This is a genomic window from Streptomyces sp. NPDC005302, from assembly GCF_040607345.1.
Classification (GTDB): Bacteria; Actinomycetota; Actinomycetes; order Streptomycetales; family Streptomycetaceae; genus Streptomyces.
Genome location: NZ_JBEXGN010000014.1, coordinates 1 through 14,743, shown reverse-complemented (window position 1 = coordinate 14,743; position 14,743 = coordinate 1). Strand labels below are relative to the sequence as shown.

Genomic DNA, 14,743 nt, shown 5'->3' with positions numbered 1-14,743 from the left:
CCGGGCGGCTCTAGACGAAGCCCGGACCGTCGCCGTCGTGGGGTGCGCGGCGGGTGGTGAGGAGCAGGGCGATGTCGTCGGGGCGGGCGTGGGCCCGCCGGGCCTCCGCGGTGAGGAGGTCGGCGGCGTGCGACAGGGAGTGGCCGCCCGGACGGAAGCGCTGCGGCGAGCCCGCCCCGGCGAGCGTCGCCCGCAGCGCCTCGACACCGTCGTCGATGTCCGTGCCCGGCTGCTCGACCAGACCGTCCGTGTACAGGGCCAGCACGGCCTCGGGTTCCAGCATCAGTTCCGTCACTGGGTACACGGCCCGCGGATCCACACCGAGGACCACTCCGCCCGGCAGGTCGAGGACCTCGGTGCGGCCGTCGGGATGGCGCAGCAGCGGCTGCGGATGCCCGGCCCGCGCCGCACGGGCGACGCCGGTGAGCGGGTCGACCCGGACGTAGCAGCAACTCGCGAACTGCCCCGGGTCGAGGTCGATGAGCAGCCGGTTGGTGCCGCTCATCACCTCGTCCGGGGAGTGGTCGCCGAGGGCGAACGCCCTTACCGCGCTGCGGAGTTGGCCCATGGTGGCGGCGGCCTGCACGCCGTGTCCCTGTACGTCGCCGATGACCAGCGCGAGACCGTCGCCGGCCTCCACGACGTCGTACCAGTCGCCGCCGACCTCCATGCCGATCGTGCCGGGCAGATACCGGCCGGCGGTCTGCACCATCGGGTGCGCCGACAACCGGTGCGGCAGCAGGGCCTCCTGGAGCCCGCGGGCGAGCGCCGCCTCGTTGTCGTACCGCCGCGCCCGCTCCAGGGACTGCGCGATCAGACCGGCCAGCGCGGTCAGCACGGTCCGCTCCTCGGTGCTGAAGGTGCGGGGCCGGTCGAAGCCGAGGATGCAGGAACCGACCGGACGACCGGAGGCGATCAGCGGCAGGAACGCCCGGGCGCCGACCTTGGCGTCGAGGTCGATGCCCGGATAGGCGGCCGACATCTCCTGCATCGACTCGAAGAAGAGCGGACGGCCCGTGGTGAGCGTCTCGACACCGGGCAGCCGGGCGTCGAGGCCGACACCGTCGAAGGGGGCGAGGAACCCCTGCGGGAAGCCGGTCTCCCAGGCCAGGTACAGACGGCGGTCCTGGAGCAGGTAGATCGCCAGACGGCGGCTGCCGAACGCGGGCAGCAGTTCACGCATCACGACCTCGGACACCTGCCGCGCGGTCACGGCCTCCGCCAGGGCGATGGCGAGGACGATGGGCCGGTACAGCGGAGCCGTGGTCGCGGTGCCGGACTCGCTGTCGTCGGGGTCAAGGGGCGCGGATGCGGGCCCGGTTCCGAACGGAGCGTTGCCGGTGGTCTCCGCGGCACGGCCCAGCGGCACGACCTTGCAGGTCACACCACCGGGGCCGGGGTAGACGGACAGGCTCAGCCAGGCCTCGTCCGTGGTTCCCGACGGGGTCCCGGCGTCGTTCGTCAGCGGGCCGCGGGCCCGGAAGTGCACCGGCTCCGTGGAGAGCAGCGCGCCCCGCAGATGGTCCTCGTACGCGGGCCGGGCCATCCACGGGACCGCGTCCCACAGCGAGCGCCCGAGCAGTCGGGCGCGCGGCCGGCCGAGCAGTTCCGCCGCGCGGGGATTGGCGTAGGTGATCAGTCCGAGCCGGTCGAGGGCGAAGACGCCCTCCGGGAGCTGGTCGGCCGCCCCGCCCGCCGCGGGTCCCGGCCCCGGGTCGACGAGCACACCGCTGACGCGGTAGGGCCCGCCGTCCGTCCCGCCGGAGGGCCACAGGTCGAGCAGCCGCAGCTCGCCGCTGCCGGTGTGCACGGGCAGCGGGTGGGGCGGCGGACGGCCCGCGGCCGTCTCGCGCAGGGCGGCCAGCAGCCGGGGCTGGTCGTGGGCCACGGCGTCCGCGAGTGCCTCGGGTGTGCCGGGGAACGTTTCGTGCCGGGTTCCGAGCAGTGCCCACAGGGCGTCGTCCACGATCACCGTGCCGGTGGCCGGGTCCCAGGTGAACCCGCCGACGGTCCGGGAGGAGGGGCCCTCGGCCGGCGGGCGCGCGCTCAGGGGCTCCGCGTCCCACTCGACAGGGCAGCCGTCCTTGGCCAGCGCGGCCAGCGCGGCGCCCAGTTCCTCCGCGACGGCCGTCATCCGGTCCCGGTCCGGCAGGACCTCGGTGGCGTCCGAGGCCGAGGGACGCAGGACGGTGAGGACGCCGTACGGTGTCGTGCCGCCCACCACCGGGACGTACAGCGAACCGAACTGGAACGGCAGACCCGCCGCGAGCTGCGGGTAGCGGCGCATCGTCTCCGTCGGGTCGGCGAGCAGGACCTCGACGCCGAGCCGGTGGGCGTCGGCGACCGGGAACGGCCGCTCCACGTGCATGCGCCACCAGGGGCGGAAGAGCGGTCCCGGCAGTCCGGCGAGCACCGCCAGACGCAGCAGACCCGGTGTTCCGGACCGCAGGTAGACGCCGCCGGCGAAACCGCGGGCCGCACGGATCGCGTCCGTCACCGCGTCGCTGAGCAGGGTGGCCAGGCCGTCAGGATCCCGGTCCTCGCGTTCGGCGCTCCCTGTCATCGATCTGCCCTCGTCCGCCCGCCGCCAGGTGGGTAACACAGCAAGAATGCGCCTCCCAGGTCCCTGACCGCACCTCGGCACCGCCCGAGGCACCGGGACGGACCCGCGCATTCCGGTCGTGCCCGGATGTGCTCAGCGAGAAGATACCGGGTCGTGCGCGGTCCGGGACCCGTTCGGAAGGCAGTGATTCAGACGGCCGGGCCCTGGTCCAGGGTCTCGGCGGCGACGGCCGCCACGGCCTCGGCCATCGCGCCCAGTGCGGGGAAGTCGAGCTTCCACTGCTGCCAGAACAGCGGAACGTCCACGCTCCGCCCCGGCAGCAGGTGGACCAGCCGCCCGCCGTCCAGCAGGGGCCGGGCCTGGACCTCCGGCACCATGCCCCACCCCATGCCGGCCGCGACGGCCGCGACGAACCCCTCCGAGGTGGGGACGAAGTGGCGCAGCGCGCCCGCGCCGCCGCCGGTGAGGGCCCGGACGAAGTCGTCCTGGAAGTCGTCGTTCCGGTCGAAGGCCACCACCGGCGCGGCCGCGATCACCTCGTGCAGCGCCGTGCCGGCCCGGGTGCCGAGCCACTCCTCGGCGTACGAGGGTGCCGCCACCGGCAGATACCGCAGCCGCCCGAGCGCACGGACCGAGCAGCCCGCCACCGGGTCCGGCGACGAGGTCACCGCCGCCATCACCGCTCCCTCGCGCAGCAGGGCGGCCGTGTGGTCCTCGTCCTCGCGGCGCAGTTCGAAGCAGAGCCGCAGCCGAGGAGGTACGCGGGTGAGCGCCGGCAGGAACCAGGTCGCCAGCGAGTCGGCGTTCACCGCGATCGACAGCCGGGTGGGCTCCCCGGAGCCCGGCATGCCCAGCTCGGCCTGCGCCTCGCCCTCCAGCCGGGCCAGCTGACGGGCGAACCGGACGACGATCTCGCCGGACTCGGTGGGCCGCACCGGCTTGGTCCGCATGAGCAGGACCCGGCCGGTGCGCTGTTCGAGTGACTTCACGCGCTGGCTGACCGCCGAGGGCGTCACATGGAGCGCTGCCGCCGCGGCGTCGAAGGTGCCCTCGTCGACCACCGAGAGAAGGGTGCGGACCTGGTCGAGCGGCAGTTCCGTCATCACGATCACTAATGATACGTAAGAATCTTTAGCTGTACTCCTGACGATCGGCTTTCTAGCGTCGACGGCATGACAGACGCCCTCACCGCAGCGGTCGCCGGATTCGGCTCCGGTCTCTCCCTCATCGTCGCCATCGGCGCGCAGAACGCCTTCGTCCTGCGCCAGGGCGTCCGCCGTGACGCGGTCCTCGCCGTGGTGGGCATCTGCGCCCTGTCCGACGCGGCCCTCATCGCCCTCGGCGTCGGCGGCGTCGGCGCGCTGGTGGTGGCCTGGCCCGCCGCGCTCACCGCGGTCGGCCTGGTGGGCGGCTGCTTCCTCGTCGTCTACGGAGTCCTCGCCGCCCGGCGTGTCCTGCGGCCCTCGGCGCTGCGCGCGGCGACCGGCTCCGTCGCCTCGTGGCGCCGCGCGGTCCTCACCTGCCTCGCCCTCACCTGGCTGAACCCGCACGTGTACCTCGACACCGTATTCCTACTCGGCTCGCTGGCCGCCGACCGAGGACAGCTGCGCTGGACGTTCGGTCTGGGCGCGGCGTTCGCCAGCCTGTGCTGGTTCGCCGCCCTCGGGTTCGGCGCCCGGCTGCTCAGCCGCCCGCTGGCCCGGCCGGCGGCCTGGCGCGTGCTGGACGCCCTGGTCGCCGTGACGATGATCGCGATGGGCGCCGCGCTGATCGCCGGCGCCTGAGCCGCCGCCCGACGGCTCGCCGTCCGGCCTGTCGGCCGCTGTTCGATTCCGGACCTTTGGGGCCCTGTGCACCAATCCGCTCCCCCGGGGGACACGCGTCACTCGCGCTCGGCCATAGTGATCCCTGAATCGAAAGATGTACCAAGCAACCAGGACGAGCGTGGACACGAGCAAGAGCAACACGGACAGCGCCGCCGCGCCGCAGGACGCGGGCGCGGAGGCCACGGAGCGGCCGGGCCGGAACGGGTGGCGCCGCTGGGCCATGGACACCCGGCCGCTGCGCCGCCCCGCCTACCGCCGGCTGTGGTCGTCGACCGCCGTCACCGCCGTCGGCAGCCAGCTCACCGCCGTCGCCGTGCCCAAGCAGATCTACGACATCACCGGCTCCTCCGCCTGGGTCGGCTACGCGAGCCTCGCCGGACTGCTCCCGCTGGTGTTCTTCGCCCTGTGGGGCGGTGCCATCGCCGACAGCATGGACCGGCGCAAGCTCCTGCTCATCACCAACTGCGGCATAGCCGTCACGTCGCTGCTCTTCTGGGTCCAGGCCGTCACCGGCCTGGAGTCGGTGCTCGTCCTGATGGTGCTGCTCGCCCTCCAGCAGGCCTTCTTCGGTCTCAACTCCCCGGCGCGCAGCGCCTCCATCGCCCGGCTCGTGCCCGCGGACGAACTGCCGGCCGCCAACGCGCTCGGATCGACCGTCATGCAGACCGGCTCGGTGGCCGGCCCGATGATGGCGGGCGCCCTCATCCCGCTCATCGGGCTGCCCGAGCTGTACCTGATCGACGCCCTCGCCCTGTGCGTCACCGTGTGGGCCGTCGTCAAGCTGCCGGCCCTGCCACCGCTCGACGGCGGCGGCTCCCGGCGGGCCGGCTGGCGCGAGGTCGCCGCCGGATTCCGCTACATCGCCCTGCACAAGGTGCTGCTGCTGTCCTTCCTCGCCGACATCATCGCCATGGTCTTCGGCATGCCCCGCGCCCTGTTCCCGCAGCTCGCCGCGGAGACGTACGCCCCCTACGGCGAGGGGCTGGCGCTCGGCCTGCTGTTCGCGGCGGTTCCCATCGGCGCGGTCCTCGGCGGACTGCTGTCGGGCGCCTTCTCCCGCGCCCGGCGGCACGGTCTGATGGTCATCGCCTCCGTCGCCGCCTGGGGCGTGGCCATCGCGGGGTTCGGACTCAGCGGCAGCCTCTGGATCGCGGTGTTCTTCCTCGCGGTGGCCGGTGTGGCGGACATGGTCTCCATGGTCTTCCGTGGCGCGATCCTGCTGTCCGCCGCCACCGACGAGATGCGCGGCCGGCTCCAGGGTGTCTTCACCGTCGTCGTGGTGGGCGGCCCGCGTGTCGCCGACGTCCTGCACGGCATGGCGGGATCACTGGTCGGCGCGCAGGCCGCGGTCGCGGGAGGCGGCGTCCTGGTGGTCGTGGCGGTGCTCGTCCTGGCCTTCGTCTCCCCGGCCCTGAGGCGTTACACAATCTGAATACGGAAATGACCAAGGTGGTTCTAGAGTGACCGCCATGCGGGACACGCGACCCACTTCGGAATTCCACGCGCCCAACATGAGCGTGGACAGTACGGCCCGTCTGGTCGGTGCCCTGGACGCGCAGGACGTCAACAACGGCGTGCACCGGCTGCGTTCCTGGGCCCACTCGGCCCTGGCCGTCCGCCCCGGGGAGCGGGCCCTCGACATCGGCGCCGGGACCGGCTCCCAGACGCGTAACCTCGCCGCCGCCGTCGGGTCCCAGGGCAGGGTGCTCGGCCTCGAACCGAACCCCGGCCTGCGGGCCGTGGCCGAGCAGCGGGCGGCCGAGGCGGGCAGCTCCGCGCGCTTCGCCGACGGGGACGCCCTCGCCCTGCCGCTGCCCGACTCCACCGTGGACGTCGTGTGGTGTGAACGGGTGCTCCAGCACCTCGCCGAACCGGAGAAGGCCGTCGTCGAGATCGCCCGCGTGCTGCGCCCCGGAGGCCGGGTCGCCCTGCTGGACACCGACTGGGCCACCACGATCCTGCACCCCGGCGACCCCGAGACGGTCGCCGCGCTGACCTCCGGAGCGCTGTCCGCGGCGGCCGACCCGTACTCGGGACGCAGGCTGGTGGGCCGGCTGACGGCCGCCGGACTGGTGATCGACGACCGGGGCTCGCAGGCGCTGCTCCAGGACCACACCTCCGTCGCCTGGCCGCTGATCCGGATGATGGCCGAGTCGGCGATGCGCCGCGGCCTCATCGGCGAGGCCCAGCGGGACAGCCTCTACGAGGAGCTCGCGGAAGCGGCCCGGCAGGGCGGCCTGCACATGTCCGTGACGATGTTCGGGGCCGTGGCGCACCGTCCGGCGTGAACGAGTGGCGGCGTCCGAAATCATCCGGAATATAATGAGATGGCCGTCGCTGACGGATTAGTACGCCGATCTCCCCTTGTATTGGGGGTACGCGACCATCATGTACATCGCGAGCCAAGAAGTGATCCTGGCGAATTCGACGACCAATGTGGTCGCCGCCTTCGTCGGTGGCCTCGTCATCGTGGCCGCCCTCGTCTGGGCGGTCCGGATGGGCATCAGGGTGCGGGGCCAGGAATCGGCCCCACCGACCGCCGAGGAGCAGCCGCACCTGCCCGAGGGCGGAGCGGTCCACGAGGAGCGGGAGATGCGGGAACCCGACGAGGTCCCGCACGCCGCCAACGAGAGTGAACGGCTGATGCCGTACAACATGCACTCCTCCAGCACCAAGCACGCCGACGACCAGCATCGCAAGCGCTGGCAACCGGGATCCAGCGGATCCTTCGGCAGCGGCGGACCCGGCAGAACCTGACCCGGGACACCGAGGAGCCGACCGCCCGCGGGCGGCCGGCTCCTTCGTGCGCCGTGAACCGGCGAGACCGGCCTGGCGCCTACGGGAGATCCGCCGCCGACTCCTCGGGACTGAGGTCGGGCCGCAGCCGCAGCCAGGAGGGCTGGCGCAACAGGCCCGCCCGGGTGCGGGTGCTGTAGCGGACCTCGCCCACCAGCCGGGGCAGCACCCAGCGTGCCTCGGCCGCGCGCGGGACCGTGTCGAAGGGGCACCGGTCCGTTCCCGAGGCCCCCAGCAGCCGGGCCAGTTCGGTACGCTCCGCCGCGTTCCAGCCGGTGCCCACGCTCCCGACGTAACGCAGCCTCCCGGCGGCGCGCTGCCCCACGAGGACCGCGCCGGGCAGGCCCGACAGTCGTCCCCGTCCGGGCACCCAGCCGCCCACGACGACGTCCGCCGTGCGCATGTTGCGGATCTTGATCCAGGACCGTGAACGCGTGCCCGGCTCGTACACCGAGTCCAGCCGTTTGCAGACCAGCCCCTCCAGGCCGCTCTCCCGCGTCGCCCGGAGCGCCAGTTCGCCGTGGCCCACCAGCGCCGCCGGTGTCGACCAGAACGGCCCCTCCAGCGCGAGTTCCTCCAGCTTCCGCCGCCGCACCGCGTAGCGCAGACCGGTCTGGTCGTCCCCGAGCCGGAGCACGTCGAACACGACCAGATGGGCGGGCGTTCGGTCCGCGAGCCGGATCGCCTTGCCCGGTGACCCGGCGAGGCCCATCCGGGACTGCAGCAACTGGAAGTCGCCGCGGCCCTGTTCGTCCAGGACCAGCACCTCACCGTCCAGGATCGCCGGCGTCGTGCCGAGGACACCGCCGAGGGCGCCCAGCTCCGGATAGGCCGCGGTGACGTCCTCGCCCGACCGCGCCCGCAGCCGCACGCTGCCGTCGCCGGGCAGATAGACCACGGCGCGCTGGCCGTCGTGCTTCGTCTCGTAGGCCCAGCGCATGTCCTGACCCGGGGCCGGCAGCGTTCCGGGTGTCGCGAGCATGGGGGCGATCAGCGGCAGGTTCACAGCTGTTGTGTCGACACACCGCCGGCCGCACACGCCGGCCCGCCGCCCCTTTCCCCTGAACGGCCCCGCACCCCCGCCGTGGACCCTCAGCCCTCCAACGCCTGAGTGATCAGCGTCTGGAGCCGCAGCCCCCGATGCGCGTCCAGCGGGCCGGACCGCCCCGACCGCACCGCCGTGGCGAACTCGCGGCGCAGCACCGGCCAGGACTCCTCGTGGTCGAGCGCGCCGCCGTCGAAGACCACCTGCGGATGCCGGCCGAACAGTTCGATGCGGGTGATGCCGCGCTCGACGTCCACCGACCCCGACAGCGAGGCCTGGCTGACCGCGCCGCCCTCGTGCTCGCAGGTCAGCTCGACCCAGCGGCGCGGATCGCCGGCACCGCGGACCCGCACGATCGGCCCGAGCGCCGCGTCCAGCAGATCCAGCAGATGCGGCCCGATGTCCAGCAGCGCCCCGTGCTCCAGGCGCCACGGCGTCGCGAAGTCCCCGCCCAGGAAGGCGCCGCCCAGCATGCAGGACCGGGCCCCCGAGACGTCGAGGGCCCGCGCCGCGTCGAGGAACCGCCGGGTGGCCGGGTGGTAGCGGTTGGTCAGGACGAGCTGGGAGACGACGCCCGCCGCGTCGATGGCGTCCACGAGCCGCCGCGCCGACGGCAGATCGAGCGCGAGAGGCTTCTCCAGGAGCAGAGCCTTGCCCGCCTCGGCGGCCCGGAGGGCCAGCTCGGCCTGAACGGCCGGCGGCACCGAGAAGGCGACCGCCTCACAGGTGTCGAGCAGTTCCTCGAAGGACGCGGCCACGGCGGCGCCGTGCGGCTCCGCCGTCTCCCGGGCGGCCTCCGGCCGGCGCGCCCACACCGACGTCAACCGCGTCTCCGGCCCGGCGGCGAGCACCCGGGCGTGCACGGCCCGCGCCCAGGGCCCCGCGCCGACGAGCCCCACCCTCACGGGGGCCTGGGTCCAGGTGGGCGACGTACCGGTCACGAGCATCTCCTCTGCGGTGGTCGGGGCCTGACGTGCCGTCGGCCCGCGGCGCGCCGCAGGAGCGGGCACCGGCCGAGACGGCGGCCGGGCACCGGATCTTCGGACGCGTGGTCAGACTCCATCACGCCGGCCCGCCGTCCGGCCAGAGGGACGCCGGGACGGCTCGGCGGGACTTGACCCGATCGAAAGGTGCAGCGGCCGGTGAGCCTCATAGGCTGTGCGCGATGATCACCGTCGAACCGGAGGAGCGCACGTGAGACCACGCCCGCAGCAGCCCGCACGACGTACGACCGTCCTGCGCCGCGAAGCCGTCGTCGCGGCCGTGCCCGTCGCGCTCGCCGCGCTGCTCACCGCCGCCGGACCCGCCACGGCGGCGGGGTCCGCGGGCTCCGCGGGCGCGGGTGACCCGTACTTCCCGCTCTCGGGCAACGGCGGCTACGACGTCCGCCACTACGACCTGACCCTCGGCTACGACCCGGCGACCCGGCACCTCGACGGCACGGCGGTCGTCACCGCCCGGGCCACGCAGCGGCTGACCCGCTTCGACCTCGACCTCAACGGCCTGAAGGTCACCGGTGTCACCGTCGACCACGCGAGGGCGTCCTTCCGGCGCACCGGACAGGAACTCGTCGTCACCCCGCGCAAGGCCCTCCGCCAGGGCCAGGAGTTCCGTGTCACCGTGACCTACGCCGGTACGCCCAAGCCCGTCACGGACCCGGACGGTTCGCCCGACGGCTGGATCCCCACGGACGACGGTGCCTTCGTGGCGGGCGAACCGCAGGGCGCGATGACGTGGTTCCCCGCGAACAGCCACCCCACCGACAAGGCGTCCTACGACTTCACCCTGACGGTTCCCCAGGGCCGGACCGCCGTCGCGAACGGGGTCCTGCTCGGGCAGCGGACCAGCCACGGACGGACCACCTTCCGCTGGCGGCAGTCCGAGCCGATGGCGGCCTACCTCGCCACGGCGACCGTCGGCACGTTCAAGGTCGAGCGGTACACCACCCCCGACGGCATCCAGGTCTACAACGCGGTCGACCCCCGCGAGGCGGCCGACGCGGCGCCGGTCCTGAAGAAACTGCCGTCCGTCCTCGCCTGGGAGAGCAAGCTCTTCGGCCCCTACCCGTTCCGGGCCGCCGGTGCCATCGTCGACCGTGCCCCGCAGGTCGGCTACGCCCTGGAGACCCAGACGCGGCCCGTCTACGACTCCGCGCCCGACCTCGGCACCCTCGTCCACGAGAGCGCCCACCAGTGGTTCGGCGACTCCGTCAGCCTGACCAGGTGGAAGGACATCTGGCTCAACGAGGGCTTCGCCACGTACGCGGAGTGGCTCTACACCGAGCAGCACGGCGGCAAGAGCGCCCAGAAGACCTTCGACGCGCTGTACGCCACCCCCGCGGGCAAGGACCTGTGGGCGTTCCCGCCCGCCGACCCCGGCAGCGGTGAGCACATCTTCGAGACGCCCGTCTACGCACGCGGCGCCATGGCCCTGCACAAGCTGCGCACCGCCGTCGGCGACCGCGCGTTCTTCCGTATCCTGCGCTGCTGGGCCGCCGGCCACCGCGACGGGCACGGTACGACGGCCCAGTTCGTCCGCCTGTCCGAGCGGGAGTCCGGCAAGGACCTGTCGGGTCTCTTCCGCACCTGGCTCTACTCCGCGGGAAAGCCCGCCTCTCCCTGAGGCGGGCCCTCCCGGTCGCTGCGGTCGGCTCAGGCCGGCCGCAGCCACACCGTCGCCAGCGGCGGCAGCGTCAGCTCGATGCTGGTCGGCCTGCCGTGCATGCCGATCGCCTCGGCCTTCACCGGCTCGGGGTTGGTGACGTCGCTGCCGCCGTAGCGCAGGGCGTCGGTGTTGAGGACCTCGGTCCAGGCGTGGACGTCCTCGGGCACACCGAGTCGGTAGCCGTGGCGCACGGCGGGGGAGAAGTGCGACACCGCGAGCAGGGGCGTGCCGTCGGCGGCGTGGCGGAGGAACGCGAAGACGTTGTCGTCGGCCGCGTCGCCCATGACCCACCTGAAGCCGGACGGATCGGTGTCGCGTTCCCACAGGGCCGGTTCGGCGCGGTAGAGCGTGTTGAGGTCGCGGACGAGATCCTGGACGCCGCGGTGGTCGGCCTCGGCGCCGTAGCCGGGGTCGAGGAGCCACCAGTCGGGCCCTTCGGCCTCCTTCCACTCGCCGCCCTGGGCGAACTCCTGGCCCATGTAGAGGAGTTGCTTGCCGGGGTGGGCCCACATGAAGGCGAGGTAGGCGCGCAGGTTGGCGCGCTGCTGCCACCAGTCGCCGGGCATCTTGGAGACGAGTGACTGCTTGCCGTGCACGACCTCGTCATGGGAGATCGGCAGCACGTAGTTCTCGCTGTACGCGTACACCATCGAGAACGTCATCTCGTTGTGGTGGTACTTGCGGTGGATCGGCTCGTGCTGGATGTACTCGAGCGAGTCGTGCATCCAGCCCATGTTCCACTTCAGCCCGAAGCCGAGCCCGCCCTCGGAGGTCGGGCGCGTGACGCCGTCCCACGCGGTCGACTCCTCCGCCATGGTGACGACGCCGGGGTTGCGGCGGTACACGGTGGCGTTCATCTCCTGGAGGAACGCCACGGCGTCGGGGTTGTCCCGGCCGCCGAACTCGTTGGGGCTCCACTGGCCGTCTTCGCGGGAGTAGTCGAGGTAGAGCATGGAGGCCACGGCGTCGACGCGCAGGCCGTCGATGTGGAACTCCTCGCACCAGTAGGTGGCGTTGGCGACGAGGAAGTTGCGGACCTCGCGGCGGCCGTAGTCGAACTCGAGGGTGCCCCAGTCGGGGTGGTCGGCGCGTCGCGGGTCGGCGTGCTCGTACAGCGGGCGTCCGTCGAAGGCGGCCAGGGCCCAGTCGTCGCGCGGGAAGTGGGCCGGGACCCAGTCCATCAGGACGCCGATACCGGCCTGGTGCAGTGCGTCGACGAGGTACTTGAAATCGTCCGGGGTGCCCAGGCGCGCGGTCGGGGCGTAGAAGCCGGTGATCTGGTAGCCCCAGGAGCCGCCGAAGGGGTGCTCGGCCACCGGCATCAGCTCGACGTGCGTGAAGCCCATATCCGTCACGTAGGCGGGGAGCTGCTCGGCGAGCTGACGATACGTCAACCCGGGTCGCCAGGAAGCCAGGTGGACCTCGTACACCGAGAACGGCACCTCGTGCAGCGGACGGCGCTTCGCCCGCGCGTCCATCCACGCGGCGTCCTGCCACGAGTGGGACGACCGGGTCACGACCGAGGAGGTCGCCGGCGGAACCTCGGTACGCCGGGCCATCGGGTCGGCCCGCAGAGTGCGAGAACCGTCGTGGCGCGTGATGTCGTACTTGTACAGCTCGCCCTCGCCGATCCCGGGGAGGAACACCTCCCACACACCGGACGAACCGAGCGAGCGCATCGGGAATCCCGAGGCACCGTCCCAGTGGCAGAAGTCCCCGCAGACCCGGACCCCCTGCGCGTTCGGCGCCCACACGGTGAACCGCGTCCCGACGACTCCCTCGTGGGTCATCGGCTCCGCGCCGAGCGCCTTCCACAGCTCCTCGTGCCGGCCCTCACCGATCAGGTGCAGGTCCATCTCACCGAGCGCGGGCAGGAAACGGTACGGGTCCTCGGTCTCGAACTCGGTGCCCTCGTACGTCACCACGAGCGAGTACGCGGGAATCGCGTCGAGCGCCAGTGTCGCCCCGAACAGCCCGTCGCCCAGGTCGTCGAGCGCGGTGCGGCGCCCGTCCACGACCACCGACACACCCTGGGCGTACGGCCGCAGCGCCCGGAACACCACACCGCCCGGCACCCGATGGGCTCCGAGCAGCGCGTGCGGATCGTGATGGGAGCCGGACAGCAGCCGTCCTCGGTCCGTGGGGTCCAGCGCGGTGTGCTGCGCCGACGGGACGGCGGGCTTGGCGCGCCGTACGCGGGGGGTTGCGGTGCGGACTGTCACGGCTCGGGCCTCTCGGAGTGGGGGGGTGCTGGGGATCGGTTCTCGGACGGGGTCGGTCGGGGGACAGGGGGGTCAGGGGCGGGCGGCGGCGAGTCGTCCGACCGCCGCCATCGGGACGGGCAGCCAGTCGGGACGGTGGCGGGCCTCGTAGAGCACCTCGTACACGGCGCGGTCCGTCTCGTACGCGCGCAGCAGGTCGGGTTCCTCCCGCGGGTCCCAGGCCGCGGCGGCGGCGTAGCCCGCGCAGAAGGCATCCCGGCAGCGGTCCGCCCAGGCGGGGCGCCACGGCTGACGGGAGCGGGCCGCGTAGTCGAAGGAGCGCAGCATGCCGGCCACATCGCGCACGGGGGACTGGACACGCCGGCGTTCGCTGATCGGGCGGGCGGGTTCACCCTCGAAGTCGATCACCGACCACCGCTGCCCGGCCCGCAGGACCTGGCCGAGGTGGAGGTCGCCGTGGATGCGCTGGGCGGGGCGGACCGCGGAGTCCAGACCGGCGAGCGCGTCGAAGGCGGATCGCAACCCGGCGGCGTGGGGCCGGAGTTCGGACACGGACCGGACCGCCGCGTCGAGCCGCTCGTGCATCGCCTCCGCGAGCCGCTTGTTGCCGCCCGGGCTCGGTGTGTCGAGGGGGAACGCCGTGGCCAGCGCGAGGTGCACCTCCGCGGTGGCCCGGCCCAGTTCGTACGCCTCGTCGGTGAAGTCCTTCTCCGAGGTGAGCGATTCGAGGGCGAGCGTCCAGCCGTCGGCGGCGTCGCGCAGATACGGCTGGAGGACACCGAGGGTGGCGTCCTGCGGCTCCGAGGTACGGAACCAGGCCGCCGGTGCCGGGACACGGGTGCAGCCCTGCCGGGCCAGCGCGCGCGGCACCTCCAGGTCCGGATTGATGCCGGGCTGGACGCGCCGGAAGACCTTCAGTATGAACGCGTCCCCGTACACCAGTGAGGAGTTGGACTGCTCCGCGTCGAGCAGTCGCGGCGCGAGTCCGCCCGGTACCGTGACACGCGGATCACGTTCGAAGCACAGGGGGCCCGCCGAGCCCGAGACGCGCAGCCGCTCCAGCAGGAGCCCCGCGGCCTTGGGGTCGTGGAAGGCGTCGTACACGGTCAGTTCGGCCAGCGGCCCGTTGCTCGCCCGCCCGATGAAGGCGTGCGCGAGATGCGGGGGCAGCACCTCCCGTACGCCGAGGAGCAGTTGATAGCAGTCCTCGACCGGGGGAGTGCCGGCGCCGCCGTGCGCGGGCGAGCCCAGGTGTTCGGTGCGGACGAGCAGATGCAGGCACCCCGGGTACAGCTCGGTCGACGACACCAGCGTCAGGTCCGTGACGGGTCTGCCCTTGCCGGCGAACCAACGCTGCCGCGGCAGCCAGGCGCGCAGCATCTCGGCGAGCGAGGTGAGCAGCGGAGCGGGACCGAGGCCGCTCGGACGGTGCAGAGCGGTCTTCGCCATGGCGACACGTCCTTTCAGGTGCGGGCGGGCTGTGGGCTGCACGGCTTCACGAGCGCTTCGCGCCGACGGGGGCGACCCCGCCTCGCAGCCGGAACCAGTAGAAGCCGTGTCCGGCGAGGGTGAGCAGGTAGGGCAGTTCGCCGATGGCGGGGAAGCGGACGCCGCCGATGAGTTCGAC

At 73.0% G+C, this 14,743-nt stretch carries 12 protein-coding genes; 5 read left to right on the top strand and 7 right to left on the bottom strand.

What is annotated here, in order from left to right; translation table 11 throughout:
• Window positions 1–10 precede the first annotated feature (10 nt).
• Window positions 11–2,563, bottom strand: coding sequence for a SpoIIE family protein phosphatase (locus ABZT74_RS21265; RefSeq protein WP_356437130.1), 2,553 nt, complete (start codon window positions 2,561–2,563; stop codon window positions 11–13).
• 188 nt (window positions 2,564–2,751) lie between these two features.
• Window positions 2,752–3,669, bottom strand: coding sequence for a LysR family transcriptional regulator ArgP (locus tag ABZT74_RS21260; RefSeq protein ID WP_356437127.1), 918 nt, complete (start codon window positions 3,667–3,669; stop codon window positions 2,752–2,754).
• A gap of 66 nt (window positions 3,670–3,735) precedes the next feature.
• On the opposite strand from ABZT74_RS21260, the gene ABZT74_RS21255 reads away from it, so the two are divergent.
• The 4 genes from ABZT74_RS21255 to ABZT74_RS21240 all read left to right on the top strand — a co-directional run bounded on the left by ABZT74_RS21255 (window position 3,736) and on the right by ABZT74_RS21240 (window position 7,146).
• Window positions 3,736–4,347 carry a LysE family transporter gene (locus tag ABZT74_RS21255; RefSeq protein WP_356437124.1) on the top strand — a complete coding sequence of 204 codons (612 nt, stop codon included), beginning with the start codon at window positions 3,736–3,738 and terminating at the stop codon, window positions 4,345–4,347.
• A gap of 160 nt (window positions 4,348–4,507) precedes the next feature.
• Window positions 4,508–5,821 carry an MFS transporter gene (locus tag ABZT74_RS21250; RefSeq protein ID WP_356437121.1) on the top strand — a complete coding sequence of 438 codons (1,314 nt, stop codon included), beginning with the start codon at window positions 4,508–4,510 and terminating at the stop codon, window positions 5,819–5,821.
• A 37-nt stretch (window positions 5,822–5,858) separates the two neighbouring features.
• Entirely contained in the window at window positions 5,859–6,677 is an 819-nt protein-coding gene (locus ABZT74_RS21245) for a methyltransferase domain-containing protein (RefSeq protein ID WP_355877692.1), read from the top strand.
• 100 nt (window positions 6,678–6,777) lie between these two features.
• Window positions 6,778–7,146 carry a DUF6479 family protein gene (locus ABZT74_RS21240; RefSeq protein WP_081222690.1) on the top strand — a complete coding sequence of 123 codons (369 nt, stop codon included), beginning with the start codon at window positions 6,778–6,780 and terminating at the stop codon, window positions 7,144–7,146.
• Window positions 7,147–7,225: 79 nt separating this feature from the next.
• Here the strand turns inward: ABZT74_RS21240 and ABZT74_RS21235 are convergent, their stop codons facing one another.
• Window positions 7,226–8,191, bottom strand: a complete 966-nt coding sequence (locus tag ABZT74_RS21235; protein ID WP_356437118.1) for an ATP-dependent DNA ligase — start codon at window positions 8,189–8,191, stop codon at window positions 7,226–7,228.
• Between the two features lie 86 nt (window positions 8,192–8,277).
• Entirely contained in the window at window positions 8,278–9,171 is an 894-nt protein-coding gene (locus tag ABZT74_RS21230; protein ID WP_356437115.1) for a Gfo/Idh/MocA family oxidoreductase, read from the bottom strand.
• 253 nt (window positions 9,172–9,424) lie between these two features.
• Here ABZT74_RS21230 and ABZT74_RS21225 point away from each other — a divergent pair, with 253 nt between their 5' ends.
• Window positions 9,425–10,852, top strand: coding sequence for a M1 family metallopeptidase (locus ABZT74_RS21225; protein ID WP_356437112.1), 1,428 nt, complete (start codon window positions 9,425–9,427; stop codon window positions 10,850–10,852).
• A gap of 29 nt (window positions 10,853–10,881) precedes the next feature.
• On the opposite strand, the gene glgB is transcribed toward ABZT74_RS21225, so the two are convergent.
• From glgB to ABZT74_RS21210, 3 genes are all read right to left on the bottom strand, one after another.
• The gene (gene glgB / locus ABZT74_RS21220) at window positions 10,882–13,044 is read right to left on the bottom strand and encodes a 1,4-alpha-glucan branching enzyme (RefSeq protein WP_356437398.1); all 2,163 of its coding nucleotides are present in this window, start codon (window positions 13,042–13,044) and stop codon (window positions 10,882–10,884) included.
• Between the two features lie 144 nt (window positions 13,045–13,188).
• On the bottom strand, window positions 13,189–14,565 hold the full coding sequence (locus tag ABZT74_RS21215; protein WP_356437109.1) for a maltokinase: 1,377 nt from the start codon (window positions 14,563–14,565) through the stop codon (window positions 13,189–13,191).
• A gap of 46 nt (window positions 14,566–14,611) precedes the next feature.
• Window positions 14,612–14,743: alpha-glucosidase C-terminal domain-containing protein (locus ABZT74_RS21210; RefSeq protein ID WP_356437395.1), on the bottom strand; the 132-nt coding region annotated here is incomplete at its 5' end.

Excerpts from the sequence above, each read along its gene's own strand:
- ABZT74_RS21265 (WP_356437130.1), bottom strand. The coding sequence starts at position 2,563 with ATGACAGGGAGCGCCGAACGCGAGGACCGGGATCCTGACGGCCTGGCC.
- ABZT74_RS21255 (WP_356437124.1), top strand. The coding sequence starts at position 3,736 with ATGACAGACGCCCTCACCGCAGCGGTCGCCGGATTCGGCTCCGGTCTC.
- ABZT74_RS21245 (WP_355877692.1), top strand. The coding sequence starts at position 5,859 with ATGCGGGACACGCGACCCACTTCGGAATTCCACGCGCCCAACATGAGC.
- ABZT74_RS21240 (WP_081222690.1), top strand. The coding sequence starts at position 6,778 with ATGTACATCGCGAGCCAAGAAGTGATCCTGGCGAATTCGACGACCAAT.
- ABZT74_RS21215 (WP_356437109.1), bottom strand. The coding sequence starts at position 14,565 with ATGGCGAAGACCGCTCTGCACCGTCCGAGCGGCCTCGGTCCCGCTCCG.